Source organism: Numidum massiliense (genome assembly GCF_001375555.1).
Lineage (GTDB): Bacteria > Bacillota > Bacilli > Thermoactinomycetales > Novibacillaceae > Numidum > Numidum massiliense.
The window spans coordinates 1,398,967-1,422,481 of sequence record NZ_CTDZ01000009.1; the positions used below are offsets into that span (position 1 = coordinate 1,398,967).

Sequence of the window (23,515 nt, forward strand, 5' to 3'; positions counted from 1 at the left end):
CATAACATTTGCCCCATTTATCTTCATTGTGTCGCATCGTATTCTACGGGGCAAGGACTTTAAAGTGGCGTAAATTAGTTTCCCCTCTGCATCCTCGCCCCGTCTATGACTATTTTTGGACCGACCACGTTTTCGTCAGCGGTATTGAAAATGCTGCCCCCTTGGAAATGTCATACACATACCCTTTCGCAAAATCTTCGTCGTCGACAAATCGCCGTACGAGCGTCACATCGCCGATCTTGAGCGTGTAGCGGTTTCCCTTTTTGCGCTTGATCCCTTTAATTTCGTACACCGCGTTGCGCTCCCCGTCGTTGGCGACGTAAATGTAGGCGCCCGTTAGGTTCAGCTGCTTCGGAAGGGCAGATTTGTCAAAGGTTACCTCGATCTCATTCGCTAGGCTGAGATCCTTTGTGAAATTCGTTACTTTTCCATCGAGAGAACCGTAAGGCATGCGCACGAGTGGCTTGTCTTTTTTCGCTAATAAAGTACCATCGTGAAGGTAACTGTGCAGTTGACGGTCGTCTTTTTCGCTATAAACTCCGAAAAAGCCTTTGAACGTAAACGTATCGTCCACCGTGTACGTCGCTTGCGGATTAAGCGAGTTAACGATGTAATCGACCCGCCCGTTTGTAAGTTCTACTTTCACGGCCACCGCTTCGCTCCCGGAAACAACTTTACCCTTCACTTTTAGCGGCACTTGCGTGATTGCGCGAATAAAACGTTCACCTTTATACGGTTCGAGCACTGAAGTAAACAAGCTGTCCAAGTTCTCTCCGCTACGATGGGCGATTAAATAACGTAAGTTTTTCGGATTGCCCGGTTTGTTTTGCGGCGGAACCCCGTCGGCCAAAGCAACTTCATCGAAGTCACCTAGCATCGTCAACCTTAAGTGAACGTCCTCATCTTTTTTTAACACATTCCACGTGTCCACCACATCCCAATCGGCACTAAAACGACTACCCGGATCTTCGTCCCGCGCGGCGTTTGCCAAATAATGAAATCCACTCCCCATATATCCTGGGCCGTCTACACTGTCTACCCGTTCGCCGTACGCCACATCCGGTCCGGCATACGTGCCAGTCGGCTGTTCTACGAGATTGAGCCCATCCGTAGTGACCACACCCTCCGCACCGTGGAAACTGAAATGGTGGTCGTCGCCACCTTTCACGCGGAAAAAGTCAACCGTATACGCATTGGACTCATTCACTTTGATCATCGCCGTCGTCCGCCGATACTGTTCTGTTTGCGGGTATACGTGCGGCGCTTCTACGTCGATCAGCTTGACCACTTCCTCGTCGGAAAAATGGTGCGGAAAGCCACCCCACTGCGCCTGTTGCTTCGATTTATCGACGACGACCGTATTATGGCTCACCGTGTTATTCACCCACTGGTGCCGATGTTTGTCGTTAGCGTCAGCAAATTCGGGATACCCGAGATCAGGTGCTAAATCGAGTCCAAAGGCGTGAAGGCCCACATTTAACGTGTCGCGGTGGCCGTGTCCGCTGCTGCGACCGTAATACGTCCACACATCGCGTAACGTGTTACTTTTACCGGCCATTTCGTCGCGCTCTTTTCGGGCCTCTCGATCTAGCAAGGACAAGTTGCGAATCCCCATTTTGTAATTCGTCGCTGCCTCGTGCTTGCCGATCCCTGTGAAGGTCATCGTATGGGTACCTTCGGTTAAGGTCATAGTGGCAATTGTGGCAAAGTCGTCGGTTCGTTCACCATAAAAGTCAAATTCTCCTACGAGATGATCATCGATCCTTATTTCGTAAATACCGTAAGAAGGCGCTTTAAACGGTAGTAGCGCGATTTCGTATTCGTCCGTTTTTGGCACGTCGATAGCAAACTGAATCATCGCCCCAGTGTCATTCGCTTCCAACTGAATCGTTCCTGAGTCTTCGAAAAATTTATAGTCCGTGTTCTGCTCTACCACTTCCAATTGGGGAAACGGGTAAGTGATGCCGAAGGAATCGCGGACACCCCTCCCATCCCGTAATGCGGTAAAACCGTAACCCGTCAAATGTGAGCTCTTTAAATTTAAGGGGCCGTGTTCATCGATGACAGCTTTAATCCCGTTTGCTACCGCTTCGGGGTGATCAGAGAACACATCACCGTGTAACCCTTCTGTTCGGTTACTATTTAGAAAATAGGCGAGCTGTGCAAAGATCGGATCGCCAAACTTTTCAAAGGCCTTCACCATTTCGTTGAGCTTGAGCACATTTATATTCGGGGCACCAGTTTTTCCGTGATCACCGATTGAAGGTATATATTTTTCACTTAGGAGCAACGGGTACATACTGGAAAACATCTTGCGAAACTTTACATTTTGATACAAATCAGCAACAGGGTAACGGTCATAGTCGTCGAGGATGTCGGCCGTCATTAAAAATTGCTGCAGCCACAGTTGGTTGTATTCGGGCGCTGCTTCGTTGCCATGTCCATCGCGATCAACTAAATTGACGAGTGTCGGAAGTATGTTGCCGCCGGTTACGCGGTAAGGATTCGTTAACCGCGTACCCGCTTGGAAATTAAAGTCGAGCCATTCCTTCGTTTCCGGATTCGTATCGAGAACGACAGCTGCCATGGCGAGGGCACTTTGATGCATGCCGTTGTTACCGAATATTTGTGCCTTCTTCACCGCGGGAAACACTTGGCGTACGATACCGTCTTCGATGTTGCGCCTAATCCCTTGCGCGCTGTCTTTCGGGTTAGTTAACTGGTGTTGCGCCGCTTTTTCCCGCAAAAACGCAATGAGCTGTTCGTCGTCCATCGCCGGGTAAAACGCGTCGTAGGCACTTAACAAGTCTTTCACAAGGGACGTTTCCCAAATGGACCCAATCGCTTTCCCCAAACCCGTCCCACCGTGTGAATTGAGGTAAACCGATTTGTCAAATTGTGCAACGTCTAAAGTCGGATAAATGTCCGCCACGCGATCGAGTAAGATGGAGCCTGCCCGGGCGTATTTGACATCTCCTGTGTACAAATAAGCGTCCCGGAACGCCCGTAACGCATCGTGAATGAGCGCCGTTCCTTGTCCATACCACAAATTCCAATGGACATAGTAAGCGATAAACGTGTACCGGTTACCTTCTTCGTCGACCCAGCCAAACCCGTCGTCTACGCCCCACGTCTCTCCCTTTTCCGGATAGAGCGTGTTGACGAGTAAACGGCGATCGGCTAACTCGGGACGAAAAATGCCCTGCTCGTCCAATCCGCTTTCATAGTAGGCTCCAAAGTCATTCGTCGGAAACTTGTACCCACTACTCGGATCGACAATTTTCCACGGTTCATTTACCGGATCGGCTTTATATGGGTAGTTGCCGTATTTGTCAATCTCCCTTCCCGTAATCGGGCTACCTAACTGCTGATTCACCCCGTAGCTACGTGGAAGCGTTTGTGCGGGGACTGCTTGCCACAAAAAGTCATACCCTTTCGCTAAGTACTTATTCGCTTTTTCCACCGCCCCATCGCGTAAGCTTTTTGCCCAATTGTACTTCGCGACATTTTCCCGGGCCGCTGTCACCTTTGCTTCCGTATAAATGGTGCTGCGGGTTTTATCATTCGTTAGCTCTTCTTTTTTCGCCGCGATAAGCGTGACGGTGGAACTCGTAAAATATGTTCCTAGTAACAAAGAGATAGTTAACGCAACCGGCGCTAGTTTTCTTAACACCTTCATCCCTCCCGTTTATTACCCCTGTTAATAGCCGCATTGTCGCGTGGGGGGGAGTAATCCCTGTCCTTCTCCCCCACCTTGTGCGTTTACTTGAAGACGTGAAATTTTGGTGTAAAATTGTAACTTTATAGCCAGTATTACGAATTCGTTCACTCAAAGTCGGCGATTTCAATGCCTACTTTGCGAATTTGTTCAACGTACGATTGGAACGCTTGTTTCCCCTCATACTTCGTCATCAATTCTTCGCGGTATTTGGACCAGTTTTTCCCCGACTTTTCGTCAAACACCATTTGTGCATGTCGCTCGTGCATCATCGTACGAAAGGCAGCCAAATCGAAGCCGTCGGGAGGTGCGACATTCGTACCGATCGATGGAATCAATTTGTACGAATTAATCGTTTCGGCGATTTTGCGATCGCGCTCGGTCATACGCGGGTCGATCACTTCCAAACCTAGCACTTCTGGTTCCGGCGGCGTGAAGAAATCGTAAATGTCGAGGAAGTTGCCTTGCTCCAAAACATCCTCTTGAATTGCTTCTGGAATAAGCGTAATTTTGTTCCCTTCACGGGTGTATTGCTTGCCTTCCACCCCGTAATGCGTCAACAGAAACCCTTCTTCACTCGCTAGCCAATCCAATATTTCCACTGTTCGTTTAATGTTTTCAGGCCTTTCCTCGGCTGCCGCTTTTGGAAAGACAAAGGGATTACCCGGTAAGTTCTCTGTCCATACACCTGGCTTGTCTGGAAAGGGGTTAAACGGAACCCATGCGGCGTCGGGTTGGATCGCTTTCGTCTTATTGTGAATGCTATTCGGATTAGAGTCGAAAAAGCCGTCTAACACACCACTCGCTACGATACCTACTTTTCCTTGTGCCGCTTTGTCAAAATGGGCACTGCCGTCGTTCAAAAACCAATCGGGATCGACAATCCCTTCGTCCAGCATCGCGATCACGTCATCAATCACTTTCTCGACGCGTAAATCAGTCAACACGTCGATAAACTCTTTATTCTCGATCATAATTGCGCCGATTAAATCGTGGTGGATCCATTGTGGAAAGTCAATAGAAACCACACGTCCTCCACCCGACGCTGACATCCCGTACGTATCGTTCTTCCCGTTTCCGTCTGGGTCTTTAAACGTGAAAGCACGCATGACCTCGATCATTTCGTCGTAATTTTTCGGGATATCCAATTTTAATTTGTCGAGCCAGTCCTTGCGGATGTAGTACGAGCGGTACACATTTCTGGCGAAGGGAATCGGTGCCCGTACGAAGGAATTGTGAATCGCGTAGCGCTCTAATTCCGTCTCTGTCACCCATTTAAAATAGTTTGGCATCGTTTCGGGAGAAACGAAGGGGGTCATGTCACCTAAGATCCCATCAATGGCATACGTCGCGGAACGATTCCCATCTGTTAAAAACATATCCGGAGCGTCCCCACTAGCGAGTTTGACGTTCGTCTGGTTTTTGAAGTCTTCGCCCCACGGTAAATACTCGATGTTCAACTCGACGTTAAATTTCTCTTCAATCGCCTGTTTGACAAAGTCCGCCTTTGCATCAGGTAATACACTCGTCGCCTGATCGACAGCTGTGAACCAGTGTAACGTCAGTTTTTCCCGCGAATCGCCTTTCCCTTTTTTCCCTTCCTTGTCGCTAGCCGGGTTGTCTGCCGCTGGTGAACACGCGGTAACGACAAGGGCAAGTAAAACAAAAAAGACCAACCAACTGTTAAACTTCGTACGAAAAATTCTCTTCTGACCATTTTTCATTGTGTAACCCTCCCACTATTATTTTTTCCGCAAAAACCGTCCTGCAACTAGCCCTTCACCGCACGTCAACCTTTAATCGAACCGAGCAAGAAACCTTTAACGAAATACTTTTGCAAAAACGGATACACGATAATGATCGGGGTAATCGTTACGACAACTGCGGCCATTTTCATCGTTTCCGGGGGCAGTTGCTGAATGAACATCGGATTTTGAATCAGCAACTCCTGGCTCACGTTTTGTGCTTGCACCATATTCCGGAGGACGACTTGGATCGGTTGCAACGCCCGATCCGTAATGTACATAATTCCGGCAAAGTACGCATTCCAATGGCTAATACCGTAAAACAAACCCATCGTCGCCATTATTGGTTTCGATAACGGCAACACGATACGAAATAGAGTTGCCAAATCGCCGCATCCGTCTACTTTAGAAGCTTCTTCAATTTCATCCGGCAAATTTTCAAAGAACGTTTTCATGATGAGCATATTGAAAGCGGAAACTAAACCGGGGATGATTAACGCCCACACTGTATTTAAGAGTCCGGTGGCCCGTACGACGAGATAGAGTGGGATTACCCCCCCAGAAAAGAGCATTGTAAACACGACCGTAAACAGAAAGACGTTGCGGCCGGGCAAGTCTTTTTTCGATAGCGGATAGGCGAGTAAGGTCGTGACGAGCAGATTTAATAACGTGCCGACCACAGTAATAAAAATCGTCACTTTCAGTGCTTGTAACACAACTTCGCTCTTAAAAATCGCAGCAAAGCCTTCAAATGTCATTTTTTCGGGGAAAATGACGAACCCCCCATTTTTGAGTACGACGTCGATCGGCGTCACGGACATTACGAAGACGTAATAAATCGGGAAAAGTGTCACTAAGGCGAACAACGTCAGTACGATGTATAACGATGCGTCGACGATGCGGTCGCCTTTCGTTTTATGCAGAACAAAGGACATCTATATTTGCCTCCTTACCATATGCCGCCACCGAAACGTTTGGCGATGCGGTTGGCACCAATGATTAAGATCAGGCCGATCACTCCTTTAAATAAACCGACAGCAGTGGCGATACTGAATTGCAGCTGCTCTAGCCCTCTACGGAATACCCACGTATCGATAATGTCACCGGTTTCATAGACGCGCGAATTGAGAAAAATGTACACTTGCTCGAAACCGGCGTCCATAATGTGACCGATGCGCAAAACGAGCAGTAAAATAAACACGTTGCGAATCCCCGGAAGCGTAATGTGCCAAATTTGTCGCCACCTGCTCGCCCCGTCGACGACTGCTGCTTCGTACAGGTGAGGATCGATCGCCGCCAGCGACGCCAAATAAATAATCGCGCCAAAGCCGGTACTTTTCCACACGTCTGACGAAACTAAAATTGTGCGGAAATATTCTTTCACCGTCAAGAAGTCGATCGTTTGCAAATCGAAGTTCTTAAAAAAGGTGTTTACTAAGCCGGAATCGGGAGCGAGAAACGCAAACACGAGCGAATAAACAATCACCCACGATAAAAAATACGGTCCATAAGTTATAGTCTGTACGGTTCGCTTAAACCAGCGCACCCGTATTTCGTTCAAAACGATAGCGAGGAGGACATCCGGAATCATCCCGAACACAATGCGGTAAAAACTAATGATTAGCGTGTTGCTAATCGTACGGTAAATGTCCGGCGAAGTAAAAATCTCTTTAAAGTGGTTGAATCCTACCCAAGGGCTGCTCCAAACACCTTTGAACAAGTTGTAATCTTTAAAGGCAATGATCACGCCGCCCATCGGAATGTAATGGTAGATCAAGAAATATAGTAACCCGGGGAGCATCATGACATAATACCAGCGGTAACGGTAGACGGTCCGCCAAAGTTGCGCGCGCGCTCGCTTTTTAACGAGTGGTTCAACGGCCGATTTCGTTGCTACGGAATTGGGCATTGTGTAGGATCAACCCCTTTCTCGTCCAAAATGTGTGCAATACCTACTCTCTTTTTCTACTCTTGAGTCTCTAGTGTTACCCTACATTGTGATTCCTTAGTGCCTCCTATGAGCTACACTGAAAATGCTCCCTCATTGTGTAAACCGCGATACACTTTGACGATCCCGGTAGCTATTTCCTCCAGATCTTGTGCTGTAAGTAGCGGGCTAATCGGTAAAAATACGGTTCGCGGGATTAAGTCCTGCGCCCGGGGACACATATCTTCTGTATAACGTACAGGGTGTTTGAACGGATAATTGAACGGAAAGCGGTCGCGTTCTACCGTCTGTTGCCGGAAGATCTGCGGCGCCATATAAATCGGTTGACCACCGTACAACGTGTAAACTTGAATGTTCTCGGCGTGAAGCGCCTCCGTAAAGCGTGCGGCTATTCCCGGTGTCGGCAAGATCATGCCTAAGTTTGAACCGATGTCTCCCGCTTGATCAACAATCTTGCGGTACGTTAGCTGCGGAATTTCCGCAAGGAGCGCTTGCTGGACTGCGTGACAATTTTCTCTCATTTTTTTAACGATATTGTTTAATTTTGCCCACTGCGCGCGTAATACGGCCCCAGATATTTCGCTCATGCGGTAATTTTGTCCGATAAATGCGTTTGCGCCTTCAGGCGAGTCAATACTGTACCGTTCTTTGTCCCGAAACAGCCCCTGGTCGTGGTAGCGCACGACGCGATCGAAAGTGTGACTATCCTGAGTGACGACGGCGCCACCTTCACCTGCTGTAATAACTTTGTTCATTTGAAAACTAAAGGTGCCGACATGACCGATCGTCCCGGCGTACTTCCCCTTATACATCGTCCCACACGATTGGGCGACATCTTCGATGACGTAAATGCCGCGTGCGTTGGCGAAGGCCATAATCGGATCCATATCGCACGCATTGCCTAAAATGGGCACGGTAATAATCGCCTTCACTTCGTCGTCAACGACTCGTTCCAGGTCGTTCGGATCGACGTTTAAACTGTCGTCGACATCGGCGAACACGGGCACGGCATTGGCACAAACGACAGCGCCAGCCGTAGCGATAAACGTATTGGCTGGGACGATCACTTTATCCCCGTAACCAATCCCTAACGCCTTCAAGGCGACGATCAACGCAGCTGTTCCCGAAGAGACGCCTAATGCATAAGGCACGCCTAAGTCGCGAGCCATTGTCTCTTCAAATTTCCGCACTGCACCTTGCACCTCGGGGCCGTAATAGCGGAACGGCGATTGGGCGAATAACGTTTGCACCGCTAAGTCCACCTCTTCTTTCCCGATGAGGACTGCCCCGGGATAATTTTCTGGAAGGGATTTCCTCCTTGCCGGTGCACCACCGTCAATGGCTAGTTGCATCTTCCATCACCTTCCCACTTTTAATAGTAGTGAATATTTACTCCCCTTTATTATAGTAAAATCACCACCCGCACAAAAAGGTGGTGATTTTAACGTCCTCGTCTATTTTCTTAACTACATGGGGGCGACCGTTTCTTTTTTTGCGCTTAAAGGTGTCTTATTTTGCTCAGTAAATGTGTCGCCTCGACCAATGTTACCCTATCGACTACTCGCTTTACGACGAAACTCACCCGGAGTGACCTTGAATTGCTTTTTAAACAATTTGATGAAATATTTACTGTTGTGATAGCCGACGTGGCTTGCAATATTATAAACTTGCAGGTCTGTTTGCACTAATAATCGTTGTGCCTGTTTTAAGCGGTATTCAGTCAAGTAATCGATAAATGTTTTGCTCATCTGTTTGTAAAATAAGCGGCTCAAATAAGAGGGACTGACGTGTACAACAGCGCCCACCTTTTCTAGCGTCACGTTTTCCATATAATGCTCGTGGAGGTAAGTGAGCGCCTGCTGAATGACGGGATGACGCGCCGCATTCCGCGCTTCTTGCGCTAACCGTTTCGTTAAGCATACCTTTAATTCGTAATACCGCTTACGCAAATGCCCTAATCGGCACGGTTCGGTTGAATATTCACACAGGACGTCTACGCCATTTACATTTTTTCCTTGCCCTCGCGGGCTAGTGAGGTTGGTTACGACTTCCTCTAGATCTTCCTCGGCTAATAGGAGGATGCACCCGTCGCTTACCTCGAACAAGTAAATCTGTTCGCCATTCCCGAGTAACTGGCGAACAACTTCCATATCTGGTAAGGTACGGTAAAGCCCTTCGGGTTGCATACATTTCAGTAAGCCGACATAAAACGGCTGCTTCATCGGATTGTCACTACCGAGTAATTGATCCATTCGGCTTTCTGCAAACCCATTGCGGTCGCTCAACAATTGCTTAACGACTTTCTCGACCATTAAGCGCTTATTTTCCTGCGCCGTCTGTACAACGATCTCTTCGTAACGTTCAATTTTCCTTTTGTAGCGAAGGTCTGCGGCAACCTCTTGAAGAGTCTGTACGAGGTCGTCGGGTGAAATAGTCGGCTTATGAATATAGTCGCGAACACCATGCTTCATCGCTTGACGGACGTAGGCAAAGTCATCGTAACTACTTAACACAATAATTTCACACGGGAGGTGCCGCTTGCGGATTTTCCTGATTAAGGCTAGGCCGTCCATTACCGGCATGCGAATGTCTGTTAAGACGATGTCAATCGTCTGCTCCCGTAAAATGTCGAACGCTTCAGCCCCGTGCGTCGCTTCCGCGGCCAAATGAAAGCCGTGTGCCTCCCAATCGATAAGGGTACGCATACCTGAACGAATGAGGAACTCATCTTCAACTAGTAACACGTTTATCATAAGGCGATCCTCCCCCGTGTTTTTTCATAATCATCCGTTGTTAGTCACTCGTTCCTTACGTCGCTGGCGCTCTGTCTCACGCTCTCGCTCGGTGATACGGTACATGGCATCGCCGACTGTTTTCCACGTTAACTCCGGGTTTTCGGCGCGATAGTCGTTCCCTTCCGAGCCACGGTACCCCCACACGAGATTAGTCTCGACGAATACATTTTTTACAGACGTGGCAACGCTTACATATTTATGCGGTTACATGGCAGGGTAGTTAATTACTATATCACGCTATAGTGAATCGTCAATACAATATACGCTACCTTCTCATTAATCACATATTAAAGACTCATAAACACTCACTGTTAGTAGAATTAGAGGGACATTGTTCGCACGTCTGCGTCTTAGGCCAGATCATACGCACTTCTGTGCCCTTACCGGGCTCACTCGTCACCTTTAACGAGGCGGATTGTCCAAATTGCAGTTGCAAGCGGTCGTACACGTTGCGTAAACCGATTCTGTTAAAACTATCTCCTGGTACTCGAGCTTCTGTAGTAGACAGTATAGTGGCTAATTTCTCTGGTGACATACCGACCCCGTTGTCCCTCACAAGAGCAATATTCATCCTGTCGTCTGTATACAAACATACATCGATGCGGCCCATTATATTTAGTGGCACAATGCCGTGAAAAATAGCATTTTCTACCGCCGGTTGCAAGAGGAATGGAATAACTAGCTGACGGCTCATACCTCCTTCTATTTTCAGGTGGAATGCAAACTGTTCATGCCTCATTTTCATTAAATCGACATAATGGTTAAGGAGATCGATTTCGTGTTGCAAGACGATCAAAGTGTCCTCGTTTTTTGCGCTAAATCTTAAAAGACTGACGAATGAGCGAAGCAAATCGGCCAACTTGTGGTGACCTTCCATCATCGCCACCCAGCGCATCCCGTTTAATGTATTGTACATAAAGTGAGGATTAATGCGCGCCTGTAAAGCATTTAGTTCTGTTTCTTTTTTCTTTCTCTCTTGTACGCGAATTTCTTCGACTAATGTGGCGATTCGTTCGACCATATGATTGAATCCGTTCGTCAATTCCCCAATTTCGTCAGGAGTACCGTCCAGAACCCTCTGTTTACTATGGAAATTCCCATTTTCGACTTCCTTCATGTTCTTTTTTAAGCGCGCTAACGGTTTTACGATTCCAGCGGAAATAAATTGTGCGGAAATTAATGCTAAAATGGTGAGGACTGCGGCGACAGCGATTGTCACATTCCGAATATATTTCGATTCCTGTAATAAATCGTCTTTCACCGTCGCATATGTCGTTTTCCAGTTTGTAAATGGAGAAACTGTACTAACCTGCACCAACTCTTCTTTTTGCACGCGTTCATCCAAATCTCCCCGTGATACGACTGGGTGCCCTTCCTCATCCAAAATGACGAGCTTACTCGGCCCGGTATTAACCCCCGTTAATTCCTCTAACGTTTCAATGTTGACGTTGATCGCCAATACGGCAAGTGGCTTAAACGATTCGAGATCTTTAATCACGCGACTAAAGGTTATGACGTCTTCCGGTTTGCGGTCATACTTGTTGTAAAGTTGGTGTTCTTTCCTTTTTCCACTAATTACCCATGCACCATCTTTCGCCAACGTTTTTTTATACCACGCCTCGGAGGTACTATCAAAGGATGGATTCCAGCTGCGGTGTGGGTGATAGTAGTAGTTGCGTTTATTATTTCCGTAAATGACAATGCTCGAAAGGCCAGGTTTTAAACGGTAAATGCCCTTCAAAAAATGAGCCATTTCTTTTTCCGTCAAGTAATAACTATTCGAAGGTACAAATGATTGCCGCAAGTGGGCTTGTACGAGTGAGCTGCGCATGACGTTGAGCGATAAACTGTCGAGGTCTTTAAAATACTGATCAAACTGCTGGCTAGCGAGCTCCGAGACGGTGTTAAACTGTTGTAGCGCATTTTTTCGTAAAATGTTGGCGCTACCATTATAACTAGTGAGCGCGATTAACGACAAAGGGATAATTAACAAGATGACATAACTAAAAAATATTTTGTCTTTAACTGTGTTAAAGTGTAAAAATCGTTTTTTCACGACGCTCCCCCCGTCACTTGTTTTTTTAAAGCGATATCAACTCTTTCACTACTGGGCGATAAGGGCCACTTATTTGGAGAGAATTACCAAACTATGTTCGCAATTGGCATTAAACTCATTCTACCAGAATTACGACTTTTATAAAACGATATCGTGTTTTCGCCCGGGGGAAGACTTTCTTATGATTCGACATGGTCATACCGCTGAATACACAAAAAAAGTGGCGCAAACTTATGTTTATCTACGCCACTCTTATAATGTTTAGAGTGTATCCTATTTCTTTTTAAAAGTTAAGTAGTCTCTTCAATTCGCCGTTTAAGAAGTTTCCTTGTTGATATGACTTCCTTTTTACTACGACATCTTTACTACGACATCGCGAATAACAACATCCGGTAAAGATGGTGCTTATAACCTTAAACTATCCGGCAAGTCTATTAAATGACTTTTATTAAAAATGCCCCTTTGTAACATATATCGCCCTATTATCGTCAGACGGAATATTGTAAAATACATGTTAAATGCTTGTGAGTTTTAATATAGTAAACCAACAGGAGGGGATCTTTTGAAAATACAACATGTGGAAGCGTTCCCAGTGCTACTCCCGATGAAACGCAACTTCTCGACCTCCCGCGGTTCGGTAGGAAGTAAGCAGACGGGTGCAAGTCACGTTTATGTAAAAATAACGAGTGACGACGGCACTGTCGGATGGGGGGAAGCACGACCGAGTCACCGCTGGAGTTATGAAACGTTAGAAAGTGTGACTAGTACGATTCGCCACTATTTAGGCCCTGCTTTGATCGGAGAGAATCCGCTTCACATACGGCAACTCCATCACATAATGAACCGCGAAATTGCTGCAGGCATCAGTATCGGGCAACCGATTGCAAAATCGGGAATCGATTTAGCCTTACACGATCTCATCGCGAAACGCGAACGTAAACCGCTGCCTCACCTATGGCAAACAGCCGCTACGCAGCCGATAAAATTGTCCTATCTCATTAGCACGAACGATCCGCAAGAAGCCGCCAAACTTGCCACGATAGCACGAGAAGAAGGGTACGAAGGAGTAGATGTAAAAATCGGCTTAACTCCGGCGCGCGATTACGATGTTTTGCAAGCGGTTAAAGAGGCCGCACCTAATCTCTTCTTTCGGGTCGACGCGAATCAAGCGTACACATTGAGCCAGGCGATTGAGCTCATCAAAAAAATGGGGCCACTCGGAGTTGACGTATTCGAACAGCCCCTACCGGCTGACGACTTGTTAGGCCACGCCAAATTGCGCGCCCGCTCAAGTATACCGATCGCCCTCGACGAAAGTGTGTGGTCACCGCGCGATGTGTTACGCGCGATTCGACTAGACGCTGCCGATACGATCGTCATTAAAACGTCGAAGATGGGCGGCCTTTACTACAGCAGACTGAGCGGAGAAATTGCCCGTGAAGCTGACTTATCGCTACTCGGCGGCGGTTTGACGGAGTCGACGCTCGGTTTGACAGCGAGTGCCTATTTGTTTTCGGCCTTACAAATCTCAACGCCCGTCGATTTAAACGGTCCTTTCTTTCTCGCAGACGATGCCATACACGCGGGAGCCACGGTGAGAAAAGGGAATGTGCATTTCCCCGTAGAAGCGGGAATCGGCTGTCTAATCGATGAGGAAAAACTAGCAACATACGCAGCGCCAATTTAAATAAAACCAGGAAGTACATCACGCGAAACGGACGCCTCACAAACGAAGCGTCCGTTTGCACACGGCTTTAACCTTTCGAAGTCATGAAACTATTTGTTCTTTTCCCTAGCTTAAACGGCAATCGTCCGCTCCATGACACCATCTCTAATGCCGATGAGCTCAACGGTCAATTTAACCGTTGGACAGACGTGATTAGGGGCAATTCCGACGACAGTCGCATAAATGGACAAAGCGCAGTCAGCGACAGTGGCGACGCCTTGCGCGACTAAGCCGGCATCGTTAAACACGTATGTACCCGGCCGTATTTCCGTGACCCCGGTCGGTTGTTACAACTGTGTAAACGCCTCATACCGATCAGGCCATAAAATCACCGAATTATAGAAAAAATTTTGTCAAACGGCCGGTCCGACTCGGCAATTTCAGACAGCTTGGCGGACCTAGACAGCTGTCCCCCATTTCATACATATGTAGATTTTCATGAAACGTAATATCACACGCGTACAGTTGACAAGCGCGCTACAATTTCTTAAGCTGTAATAATATTTATGTTAGCTGGAGGTACATGTGATGACGCGTGAACAGAAAAATCGGGCGATTATTAACGTCACCGGCATTGACCGTATCGGGATCATTGCCCGCGTTACAAACATTTTAGCCGAAAACAACGTCAATGTGTTAGATATTCGGCAAACCATTCTCGATGACTTTTTTACGATGATGATGTTAGTTGACTTGTCGACAGCGTCGCTAGCGATTGACGGCGTACGCGACCAATTACACCTTGCTGCCGAGGAACTAGGCGTGACGATTACCGTGCAACACGAAGCCATTTTCCACTACATGCACCGCATAGATTGAGGGGTTGACGATGACGTATAACATGAAAGAAGTCACAGAGACGTTGCGTATGATTCACGACGAAAACTTGGACATCCGCACCGTGACGATGGGAATCAGTTTAGAAGACTGTGCCGACCAGCGTCTCCATGTGGTGCAAGAGAACATCGCGAATAAAATTAAATCGTACGCAAAAAACTTAACCACAGTCGTCGAACAGGTCGAACGCGAGTTTGGCATTCCGATCATTAACAAACGTCTCGCGGTCACGCCGATCGCCAAGTTGGCCGGTCCTTTTTCCGTAGAGGAGTGTGTCCAGCTTGCCCGCGTCCTCGACGAGACCGCTGCCGACTTGGGCGTCGATTTTATCGGCGGTTACTCGGCGCTCGTCCATAAAGGATTTCACCGAGGGGATCGCACCCTCATCAGCTCGTTGCCGACTGCCCTTGCGGAAACGTCGCGATTGTGCGCCTCCATTTCGGTCGCTAGCACGAAGGCTGGCATTAATATGGATGCTATTTACGAAATGGGTCAGGTCATTAAGCAGTTGGCGCACAACACGCGGGATACACGCAGTCTCGGCTGCGCGAAACTCGTTGTGTTTTGCAATCCGGTGGAAGACAATCCGTTCATGGCTGGCGCTTTTCACGGAGCGGGAGAGCCGGAATGCGTGATTAATGTCGGCGTCAGTGGCCCCGGCGTCGTCTTAAATGCAATCAAAAAAGATCCGGACGTCGACTTAGGCACGCTGGCAAATACGATAAAACATACCGTTTTTAAAATTACGCGCATGGGCGAACTCGTCGGGCGCATTACTGCCGAACGCTTAGGCGTGCCGTTCGGGATCGTCGACCTGTCGCTCGCCCCGACGAATGCGGTCGGCGACAGTGTAGCCGATATTATTGAAGCGATGGGATTGGAAAAGTGCGGCACTCACGGTACGACGGCTGCGCTTGCGCTAATGAACGACGCCGTCAAAAAAGGCGGGGCGATGGCGACGTCTCACGCCGGCGGGTTGAGTGGCGCGTTTATCCCCGTCAGCGAAGACAACGGCATGATCGCGGCCGTAGGTGCTGGAGCTCTATCTTTGGACAAGCTAGAAGCAATGACGTGTGTCTGTTCGGTCGGTTTAGATATGGTCGCCGTTCCCGGGAACACGCCAGCCGAAACGATTGCCGCCCTCATCGCCGACGAGGCTGCGATCGGGATGATCAACAAAAAGACGACCGGGGTGCGCATCATACCGGTAGCTGGCGCTAAAGAAGGCGATATGGTTGAGTTTGGCGGCCTGCTCGGTCGCGCCCCCGTCATGCCTGTCCACCCGTTTAGCTCGGCACATTTCGTCGGGCGCGGCGGCAGAATTCCTGCCCCGATTCAGGCGCTAACGAACTAAGTTAGTACGATGAGAGTTAGTGGTTTTGTTAAACGTTTTGTTTACGTTGTTCCAGTTTTTGTACAAAGAGGGGCGATCGTCCCCCTTTGTACACGTGTCTGAGCAGGCGCTGTTGTTGTTGGACACTACTGCGACACAAGCCTCCATGGTAACAAATGACGGATTCGATGTCACAGCTTATATAGCACGGAGACACCATTAGCGATTTGCATCTTGATCCCTTCCTTACTGTAAGTTCTATAAAACTGTAGCTGCTATAAACACTAGCTTCATTGAAAAGTATCGCTACGGCGTACGTGTGAATGCAACCGGATCGCGAGTCGGCCGCGAGTGGCGACTACCTTTTTTAAAGATGCAGCGCACCGTGTTCCCCAGAGCGCAGTGTTGACCAGTTTACAGCATTTCTGCTACGATAGCCCTATGCGCGGAGCATACGTTGTCACGTTTAAAAAAGATTACGCTACATATGATTACGCTACATATAAGGGATGATCCACCGATGACGTCAACGCCGGCAAAGAACAAGCGCGCGTTATTTTTTTTAAAGCCGTTTAATTTTCTCGCCTTCGGGCTCACGGCACTTCTTACCCCGTTTTTGCCACTTTACTTACAGCATCAAGGGTTTAACAGTATCGAAATCGGCCTACTCCTCGCCATCGGACCGTTCACGTCGCTGTTTGCGAACCCGTTCTGGGGTTACTTGAGCGACCGCTGGCAAAATACGCGTCTCGTGTTAATTGCCATGTTGTGCGGCAATTTGCTCATGAGCTTCTTCGTGTTCGGCCTGCATAACTTTTACGCCCTCTATGCAGCTATGATTGGCTTTTTCTTTTGCTACACGGCGCTTTTTTCGATGACGAGCAGCCTCATTTTACACGGCATCGAAGGCACACCCTACCAATTTGGCTCGTTCCGTCTGTGGGGGTCAATCGGCTTTGCCGTTACTGCCCTTGTCGCTGGCCCGCTGATGAAAGGGTTGGGCATTTCCTCCCTCGGCATTATTTACGGTGTCATGCTCGTCGCCAACCTTGCATTAAGCTTTTATCTCCCGCGGCAAGGTAGCCAAGCTGATAACGCGAGCTTGCGCGAATTAGGAAAAGTGTTCGCCAATCGCTATTTCGTCGTGTTTTTGCTGTTAAGTGTACTCGTCTCGATCCCGAACCAGATGAACTACATTTTTTTGCCGCTTCATATGACGGCGATCGGCGGTTCGGAGGCGGCAGTCGGCACGTCTTTTTTCTTAGCCGCCATCGGAGAAGTTATCGTCTTTGTCTTGCTCGACCGCTATTTACCGCCGACGCCGAAAGCGATGACCGGCTTATTGGCACTTACGAGCTCGCTCTTTAGTCTTCGCTGGTTTTTAATGAGTGTGGCGACTGATCCTGTGCAGCTGATCGCGATCCAGTTTCTACACTGTGTCACTTTTGGGACGTATTTTTACATTGGCACCCAATTGTGTGCCAAGCTCGTACCGAGTAACTTCCGTGCCTCCGGTCAGGCGCTGTTCGCGATGACATGGGCCGGGTTCTCAGGCATCGTCGCTGGATCGCTCGGTGGATGGCTGTACGACGCATACAGTGCGCTCGGCATATACGGTGTCGGAAGTGTCATGGCCGCTGCCGCCGCTGTCTGTTTCGGCACGATGTGGTGGCGCTTGTCGACGGCACCAACATCATACAATGAGTTACTTTAGCAGAAGGAGACGTAACAGATGAGTAACGTAACGAAATTAAACCCGCTGTGCACGTTGGACCAACAAACGTGAAGCCCAACACGGCAGGCGACAAGTATTATGCCGTTCGCGGTTGCAGGTCCCCCGTCCAATTTACGCGTGCGTCTCAAATGTAATCGGCAACTGTTTAACGCCGTGGACGACAAAGCTAGGGATCATCTCGAGCGCCGTTTCTCGTACGGAGTGAAACGTGTGGAACTGAGCCAGTAGCGCCTCGAGGGCGATCCGCGCCTCTAAGCGGGCGAGTGGCGCACCGAGGCAAAAGTGTATGCCGTGACCGAACCCAAGGTGTTGATTCGGTGAACGGGTTATGTCGAATGTGTCGGCATTAGGAAACTTTTCTTCATCCACATTGCCGGAGGCGATATAGGCGACGACTACAGCGCCCTCCGGAATGTCGCGATCGCGCAAACGGATCGGCGCCTTCGTTAAACGGGACATCGCTTTAACAGGCGAGCGAAAGCGCAGCACTTCCTCGATCGCGCTAGGAAGCAACTCGCGATTGTCCTGTAGCGCTTGCCACGCCTCGGGGTAGGCGGCAAAACATAGCATCGCATTCGCGATTAAGTTCGTCGTCGTTTCATTGCCCGCGACGAGCAACAGTTCGCAAAAACCGATAATCTCCCTTTCACTTAACTGCTGCCCCGCTTCTTCAACGGCTACGAGCCGACTGATCAAGTCTTCGCGCGGCTTAAGGCGGCGTTCCGCCATGATCCGCGGAAAATATTCCCCCATTTCTTGTTCCGCCTGAATGAATGCCGTCTCATCGTCTTCGACGACCGCATCTGACCAACGCTTAAATTGGTGCAAGTCTTCGCGCGGAATGCCGATCAGTTCAGCGATGACGATGACCGGCAGGGGAAAGGCCAAATCGCGAACGACGTCCATCGCTCCCCGCTTATTTACCGTGGCCAGTAAATCGTGCGTAATGTGCTGAATTTTTGGCGCCAACTGTGCAATCGACCGCGGGGTAAACGCTTTAGATACGAGTGAGCGGAGCTCACGGTGGCGTGGGGGATCGAGATTTAATATACTCGCGTCAATCGGGGAGGTGTGATCCGTCTCCACACCTTCTAACATATATTTTTGTGCCGAAAAAACATCGTAGTCCGATAGCACCCGTTTGACGTCGTCATACTTAAAGACGCGCCACATTCCGGCTTCTTCGTCGTACCACACAGGGTTCGCTAACCGCATGTCCCGATACCACACATAAGGTGCGTTGAAACCACTGTTCGTCACATGCGTTAACGTATCTAATTTCTTCAATTTCGCTTCCTCCTCCTTTTTTTAAGACCCCGTTTCCGTATAACTCCTGACATATTTAATCGTACATTCAGTATGTTTAACGACCTTTGCAGGGATATAGTTTCATTATATTTTTACAATACTTACAGACGTAATAGAACACGACAATTATAACATCACACGCGGCAAACGCGGGGGCTATTTTTCCTTTTTAAAAAGCAATGCATAGAAGTAGGCGCCCCCAACGATGTCAATAACATCTTCGACGTGGGGGCCCACCGATAAAGAAGGCGTCTAATCGTTCGTTTGTTCGGAATTGTACTTCATCGTCATGCGGACGTGATCCGTCTCACATATTTTTCCCGTTAACCCGTCTGCACGAAACGTCAGGAGTCCGTCTTTCGATTCGAGTATTGGTTTTTCAGTGAGTCCGGAAAAGGTCACCTGTAGTATTCCGTCAAACAACGGGTGGTCCCCCGCGCTGACGGTTAGTGCCTGCCCGTCGATCATGTCGAGTTCGCACGCACCGTTCACAAGGCGAAGGTGACGGTTGTGTCGTATTTCCTTAGAGGATAATTTTTGCACATTTTGTGGATCGAAACTTGTGACCCGTAACGGTTCTACACCACCAGTGGAGCTGGCGGAAACAATCTCAACCGTACACTGCCAACCGGACTGTGTCGCAAATTGTCTGCGGGCCTCCGAGCAGCGCCTATGCCAGACGGCAATATCGTTTGCCGCTTGCCTGTCAGCATGTGTGTCTTCAGCTTCAGTAAATATTGCTGCATCCCCACTGTACGATGTGCATGTATCTCGTAACAGTTGATCGAGCGAGCGAAAACGTTCGGTATTCAATGTATCTTTCCACTGAGGGCGGTGGCGGTCGAGTAAAAAAGCGAGTGCCGTACCGATCGTATAACATCGCGAACGCACCGCTTCAGGTGCGAATTCAGCCACCGGAATGGGCACTGTCGTCTGTCCAAGGGCGCGCAACTCGACGTATTGCGCGAGCCCTTCTAGCAACTCCGTCCCCCGTTCAAATTGTACAGATCCTTGTGGTAAGCGCTCAAAGCGGTGTGCGCGCAACGCCATGGCCGTGCGGCACCAGGCCCTGCTCTCCATCTGCTCGTTTGCTTGTATTGCGCGTCGAAGCGCCTCCGTCTCAAGTCGACGCAGTTTAAGCGACTGTTGATCGGGCGCCGGATAGACGAACATTTCCATCGTATCGCTACACCACTCAGGGTGGTGCTGCTGTTGGTAAACGTGAAACATTTCGTGAATGACAATGGCCGCCAATTCCGATAAAGACTGCCTTCGGACAGCTGTGAGCATGACTGTCGCGGTGGCCACCCCGTCTAAATCTATGAAGGAATTTCCGCGAATCGTCGGATGGAGCCCGTCGTATGCGTAGAACATTCCGAATGCGGCTGTTTTTGTGTCAGTTATTGTTGCTCTAATTGCTTCTACAGACTTATTTATAGATTTCACTGTAGATGGTGTTTCCCCTAGTTTAGTGTACGCATGATCTCGATGCTGCCGCCACTCGGCCGAAGGGTGTGGATGATTGAACAGCCACGTCCGCTGACCGTCAAATACGGCGACAGGTATTTTTCTTGGCTCGAACCCCGGCCACCACGGATGCGACGCATGAGCGTTGGCGGAAGCGAGCTGCTCCACTTTTTGCATGATCGTCGCGGGGTTCACATGCTCCATCTCATTATGACACGTCATCACTTGTTCTCCTTCTAAATACGCCATGTGGGATCGTAATCTACGACTTTAACCTTCACGATGATCGTCTTCTTTCTCACCGATCGCCGATAACACTTTCCCGATAAACAGCGGTTTGCCCCACAAAATGTAACGTCCTTTCTCCGCTTCGCCGTCGTAGTGGTATTGAAATTTCGCCTTGCCGCGCGCGGGATCTTCCGCATTCATGTAAGTAATGATAATATCCGCGATCCGCTTCGCTTCCTCTGTCGTCCCGTAGCAATCGAGCACAGAACAAACAGTTAGTTCCCCCGCTTGCCCGCTACTTTCCCCCGTCAGGTAAGACGTTACCTCGTCCAGTGCATGTTGCTGCAGTTCGCCGCCTTTCATGCCGATGAACGCTTCAGCGTCTTCGCGCCGAATGCGCCATTCCCCGCCAATTTTCGTCGCTGCGAGCTTTCCTTCGCGAATGTAGCGGCGAATCGTGCGCGGGTGCATAGAGACGATTTGTGCCAGTTGATCTACGGAAAACAAATCGTGTTCACTCATATGCTAGTCACCCCTTACAAAATAAAAATCGCCTATGTTAGCCCCATACCCTTAAATGACTCATTACCGAGTGTTACCCTTCAACATTAAAACGAAGGTCTTTCTATTACCTTTAGTTACATTTAGACCGAATTAGTACGTATGATTACATTTTAGCACATCATTACCGATATGCAACATTTACTTTTTCCTTCGCGAATAAACGGACGGTTATAATCGCTGAAATGCTACCGTATAAAAATGGTCCGCTCTGGAAAGATGAATAAGACATCGCTTATCGATCGAATCGAAGAAAAGGAGTGTTAACCGACATGCCGACACATACAAATCTCGGCCCCCCGTTTCCGCCACAGCACCAAAACGATCAACCCGGTCTCGAATCACTAATGAACCCGCGCCCGACGTACGACGATCCAAATCTCATCGGCTGCGGCAAATTAAAAGGGAAAGTGGCTATTGTTACCGGCGGCGACAGCGGGATCGGGCGAGCCGTTTGCGTCGCTTTTGCCAAGGAAGGTGCCGATGTCGCTATTGTCTACCTCAACGAGCACAGCGACGCGGCAGAAACGAAACGGGCGGTTGAACAATTAGGGCACCGCTGTCTAACGATCGCAGGAGACGTTGGAGATGAGTCGTTTTGTCAGCAAGCTGTAACCGAAACGGTTACCGCTCTTGGTCGGCTTGATATTGTCGTTAACAACGCCGCCGAACAACACGTGCAAACAGCTTTCGAAAACATCTCGGCGGAGCAATTGCAACGTACCTTCGCGACGAACGTCTTCGCTGCCTTTTATTTGACGAAAGCAGCGCTACCCTATTTACAGCCTGGCAGCGCGATCATTAACACAGCTTCTGTTACCGCCTACGAAGGAAACGAGCAGTTAATTGACTACTCAGCGACAAAAGGTGCACTCGTTACATTTACGCGCTCTCTCGCTAAAGCGCTCGTCGGACGAGGCATTCGCGTCAACGGAGTCGCCCCGGGGCCAATCTGGACGCCGCTCATTCCGGCGTCGTTTTCCGCACAACAGGTGGCCACATTTGGGAGCGACACCCCGATGAAACGGGCAGGTCAGCCAGTCGAGGTAGCTCCCGCGTACGTTTTTCTCGCCGCAGACGATGCTTCTTACATAACCGGACAAATGATCCACCCTAACGGTGGCACAGCCGTAAACGGATAAGCACGAAAAGTACCTGTACGGTACGATCCGGCTTTCTGCGCGTACGCGATTAAGCGAGATCGGTACGCGCACGCCACGCTTAATCCCGCTTATACTAAAAAGTATTTTTTGGTCGTCTACCATCGGTCCACAGATACGTAACCTATTGCTTTTCGGCGATCCAAATCGTCCAGCGGTCTTTCTCGCGGATCGACTCCCTGTCACCGAGCTGCCGTGCAATGAAATCGCACAGATCCGATAACTCGCGATCCGTCAATTCGTGTAAAATCGATCTGCCTGTACGCTGCATTAAATCCGCTTTCAATTGTGCGAAGTTATCATATACTTTGCGCGTTTCCCAATACGACGTTTCGGGTATTACCTTTAAGCCATTATCTTCGAGTCCTCGCGTTACTTTCCTCTGCGAATGACGCCGCTGCAACTCGATGTCCAAAAGACGTGGATACTTCTCAAAAAAATACCCTCTCAGGTGCATAGGACTACCCGGTAGCGCGCAATCTTCCGGCGTTCGGTCTTGGATGATCAGCCTTCCCTTACTTTTCAACACTCTGTTCGCTTCGCGAAAGCATCTGTCTAAATCGCGCAAGTGATGAATGAGGGCGCGTTCTAGTACAATATGGAACGATTTCGCCTCACATCCGGTGTGCAAGGCGTCTCCTTGGATCAATCGGACATTACTAAGTCTACGGCAATTTTCCGCGGCTCCGCGCAGCATTTCTGCGGAATAGTCTACCCCTGTTACACGCCCCCCCGCTTGCGCTAACGCCTTTGTATAGATCCCTCCGCCGCAACCGACATCGAGGATGTAGCTATCTTGAATGTGACAATAGCGATCGATTAGCTCTATCCATTCGTTCGCCGCCCTTCGCGCAGCGTAAGATTCTCGGTTTTTTCGATCGTGAAAATCGATAGACAT

The 23,515-nt window shown here is 49.0% G+C and carries 18 protein-coding genes; 5 read left to right on the forward strand and 13 right to left on the reverse strand.

The window, feature by feature from the left end; translation table 11 throughout:
- Positions 1 to 109: 109 nt before the first annotated feature.
- From BN1247_RS07125 to BN1247_RS07155, 8 genes are all read right to left on the reverse strand, one after another.
- The gene (locus BN1247_RS07125; protein ID WP_054949761.1) at positions 110 to 3,673 is read right to left on the reverse strand and encodes a heparinase II/III domain-containing protein; all 3,564 of its coding nucleotides are present in this window, start codon (positions 3,671 to 3,673) and stop codon (positions 110 to 112) included.
- 152 nt (positions 3,674 to 3,825) lie between these two features.
- A complete protein-coding gene (locus tag BN1247_RS07130) occupies positions 3,826 to 5,442 on the reverse strand; it encodes an extracellular solute-binding protein (protein ID WP_054949762.1) in 1,617 nt (538 codons plus the stop codon).
- Positions 5,443 to 5,507: 65 nt separating this feature from the next.
- Positions 5,508 to 6,398 (reverse strand): carbohydrate ABC transporter permease, encoded by an 891-nt coding sequence (locus BN1247_RS07135; protein ID WP_054949763.1) that lies wholly within the window; start codon positions 6,396 to 6,398, stop codon positions 5,508 to 5,510.
- Between the two features lie 14 nt (positions 6,399 to 6,412).
- Entirely contained in the window at positions 6,413 to 7,372 is a 960-nt protein-coding gene (locus BN1247_RS07140) for an ABC transporter permease (RefSeq protein WP_054949764.1), read from the reverse strand.
- A gap of 113 nt (positions 7,373 to 7,485) precedes the next feature.
- On the reverse strand, positions 7,486 to 8,763 hold the full coding sequence (locus tag BN1247_RS07145; RefSeq protein ID WP_054949765.1) for a DegT/DnrJ/EryC1/StrS family aminotransferase: 1,278 nt from the start codon (positions 8,761 to 8,763) through the stop codon (positions 7,486 to 7,488).
- A 198-nt stretch (positions 8,764 to 8,961) separates the two neighbouring features.
- Positions 8,962 to 10,164 (reverse strand): response regulator transcription factor, encoded by a 1,203-nt coding sequence (locus tag BN1247_RS07150; protein ID WP_054949766.1) that lies wholly within the window; start codon positions 10,162 to 10,164, stop codon positions 8,962 to 8,964.
- Positions 10,165 to 10,194: 30 nt separating this feature from the next.
- Positions 10,195 to 10,350 (reverse strand): hypothetical protein, encoded by a 156-nt coding sequence (locus BN1247_RS17655; RefSeq protein ID WP_157360853.1) that lies wholly within the window; start codon positions 10,348 to 10,350, stop codon positions 10,195 to 10,197.
- A gap of 151 nt (positions 10,351 to 10,501) precedes the next feature.
- The gene (locus BN1247_RS07155; protein WP_054949767.1) at positions 10,502 to 12,262 is read right to left on the reverse strand and encodes a sensor histidine kinase; all 1,761 of its coding nucleotides are present in this window, start codon (positions 12,260 to 12,262) and stop codon (positions 10,502 to 10,504) included.
- 562 nt (positions 12,263 to 12,824) lie between these two features.
- Between BN1247_RS07155 and BN1247_RS07160 the strand changes: the two genes are divergently transcribed.
- A complete protein-coding gene (locus BN1247_RS07160; RefSeq protein ID WP_231633188.1) occupies positions 12,825 to 13,949 on the forward strand; it encodes a mandelate racemase/muconate lactonizing enzyme family protein in 1,125 nt (374 codons plus the stop codon).
- Between the two features lie 110 nt (positions 13,950 to 14,059).
- Here the strand turns inward: BN1247_RS07160 and BN1247_RS17660 are convergent, their stop codons facing one another.
- The gene (locus BN1247_RS17660) at positions 14,060 to 14,236 is read right to left on the reverse strand and encodes a hypothetical protein (protein WP_157360854.1); all 177 of its coding nucleotides are present in this window, start codon (positions 14,234 to 14,236) and stop codon (positions 14,060 to 14,062) included.
- Between the two features lie 280 nt (positions 14,237 to 14,516).
- Between BN1247_RS17660 and BN1247_RS07165 the strand changes: the two genes are divergently transcribed.
- The 3 genes from BN1247_RS07165 to BN1247_RS07175 all read left to right on the forward strand — a co-directional run bounded on the left by BN1247_RS07165 (position 14,517) and on the right by BN1247_RS07175 (position 17,872).
- Complete coding sequence (locus BN1247_RS07165) at positions 14,517 to 14,807, forward strand: ACT domain-containing protein (RefSeq protein ID WP_054949768.1); 291 nt, start codon at positions 14,517 to 14,519, stop codon at positions 14,805 to 14,807.
- Positions 14,808 to 14,817: 10 nt separating this feature from the next.
- Positions 14,818 to 16,179: a PFL family protein gene (locus tag BN1247_RS07170; protein WP_054949769.1), complete on the forward strand. Its 1,362-nt coding sequence runs from the start codon at positions 14,818 to 14,820 to the stop codon at positions 16,177 to 16,179.
- A gap of 499 nt (positions 16,180 to 16,678) precedes the next feature.
- On the forward strand, positions 16,679 to 17,872 hold the full coding sequence (locus BN1247_RS07175) for an MFS transporter (RefSeq protein WP_054949770.1): 1,194 nt from the start codon (positions 16,679 to 16,681) through the stop codon (positions 17,870 to 17,872).
- A 132-nt stretch (positions 17,873 to 18,004) separates the two neighbouring features.
- On the opposite strand, the gene BN1247_RS07180 is transcribed toward BN1247_RS07175, so the two are convergent.
- The 3 genes from BN1247_RS07180 to BN1247_RS07190 all read right to left on the reverse strand — a co-directional run bounded on the left by BN1247_RS07180 (position 18,005) and on the right by BN1247_RS07190 (position 21,418).
- Positions 18,005 to 19,180, reverse strand: coding sequence for a cytochrome P450 (locus tag BN1247_RS07180; RefSeq protein ID WP_197278548.1), 1,176 nt, complete (start codon positions 19,178 to 19,180; stop codon positions 18,005 to 18,007).
- A 273-nt stretch (positions 19,181 to 19,453) separates the two neighbouring features.
- Positions 19,454 to 20,890 (reverse strand): hypothetical protein, encoded by a 1,437-nt coding sequence (locus BN1247_RS07185; protein WP_054949771.1) that lies wholly within the window; start codon positions 20,888 to 20,890, stop codon positions 19,454 to 19,456.
- Between the two features lie 48 nt (positions 20,891 to 20,938).
- On the reverse strand, positions 20,939 to 21,418 hold the full coding sequence (locus BN1247_RS07190) for a helix-turn-helix domain-containing protein (protein WP_054949772.1): 480 nt from the start codon (positions 21,416 to 21,418) through the stop codon (positions 20,939 to 20,941).
- A gap of 311 nt (positions 21,419 to 21,729) precedes the next feature.
- On the opposite strand from BN1247_RS07190, the gene BN1247_RS07195 reads away from it, so the two are divergent.
- Positions 21,730 to 22,599 carry an SDR family oxidoreductase gene (locus BN1247_RS07195; protein WP_054949773.1) on the forward strand — a complete coding sequence of 290 codons (870 nt, stop codon included), beginning with the start codon at positions 21,730 to 21,732 and terminating at the stop codon, positions 22,597 to 22,599.
- 142 nt (positions 22,600 to 22,741) lie between these two features.
- Here the strand turns inward: BN1247_RS07195 and BN1247_RS07200 are convergent, their stop codons facing one another.
- Positions 22,742 to 23,515 carry a class I SAM-dependent methyltransferase gene (locus BN1247_RS07200; RefSeq protein ID WP_054949774.1) on the reverse strand — a complete coding sequence of 258 codons (774 nt, stop codon included), beginning with the start codon at positions 23,513 to 23,515 and terminating at the stop codon, positions 22,742 to 22,744.

What these genes read in the sequence shown, in the direction of transcription:
- BN1247_RS07130 (WP_054949762.1), bottom strand. Translation starts at nt 5,442, where the DNA reads ATGAAAAATGGTCAGAAGAGAATTTTTCGTACGAAGTTTAACAGTTGG.
- BN1247_RS07185 (WP_054949771.1), bottom strand. Translation starts at nt 20,890, where the DNA reads ATGACGTGTCATAATGAGATGGAGCATGTGAACCCCGCGACGATCATG.
- BN1247_RS07175 (WP_054949770.1), top strand. Translation starts at nt 16,679, where the DNA reads ATGACGTCAACGCCGGCAAAGAACAAGCGCGCGTTATTTTTTTTAAAG.
- BN1247_RS07150 (WP_054949766.1), bottom strand. Translation starts at nt 10,164, where the DNA reads ATGATAAACGTGTTACTAGTTGAAGATGAGTTCCTCATTCGTTCAGGT.
- BN1247_RS07190 (WP_054949772.1), bottom strand. Translation starts at nt 21,418, where the DNA reads ATGAGTGAACACGATTTGTTTTCCGTAGATCAACTGGCACAAATCGTC.
- BN1247_RS07195 (WP_054949773.1), top strand. Translation starts at nt 21,730, where the DNA reads ATGCCGACACATACAAATCTCGGCCCCCCGTTTCCGCCACAGCACCAA.
- BN1247_RS07165 (WP_054949768.1), top strand. Translation starts at nt 14,517, where the DNA reads ATGACGCGTGAACAGAAAAATCGGGCGATTATTAACGTCACCGGCATT.
- BN1247_RS07200 (WP_054949774.1), bottom strand. Translation starts at nt 23,515, where the DNA reads ATGTCTATCGATTTTCACGATCGAAAAAACCGAGAATCTTACGCTGCG.
- BN1247_RS07140 (WP_054949764.1), bottom strand. Translation starts at nt 7,372, where the DNA reads ATGCCCAATTCCGTAGCAACGAAATCGGCCGTTGAACCACTCGTTAAA.
- BN1247_RS07145 (WP_054949765.1), bottom strand. Translation starts at nt 8,763, where the DNA reads ATGCAACTAGCCATTGACGGTGGTGCACCGGCAAGGAGGAAATCCCTT.
- BN1247_RS07135 (WP_054949763.1), bottom strand. Translation starts at nt 6,398, where the DNA reads ATGTCCTTTGTTCTGCATAAAACGAAAGGCGACCGCATCGTCGACGCA.
- BN1247_RS07170 (WP_054949769.1), top strand. Translation starts at nt 14,818, where the DNA reads ATGACGTATAACATGAAAGAAGTCACAGAGACGTTGCGTATGATTCAC.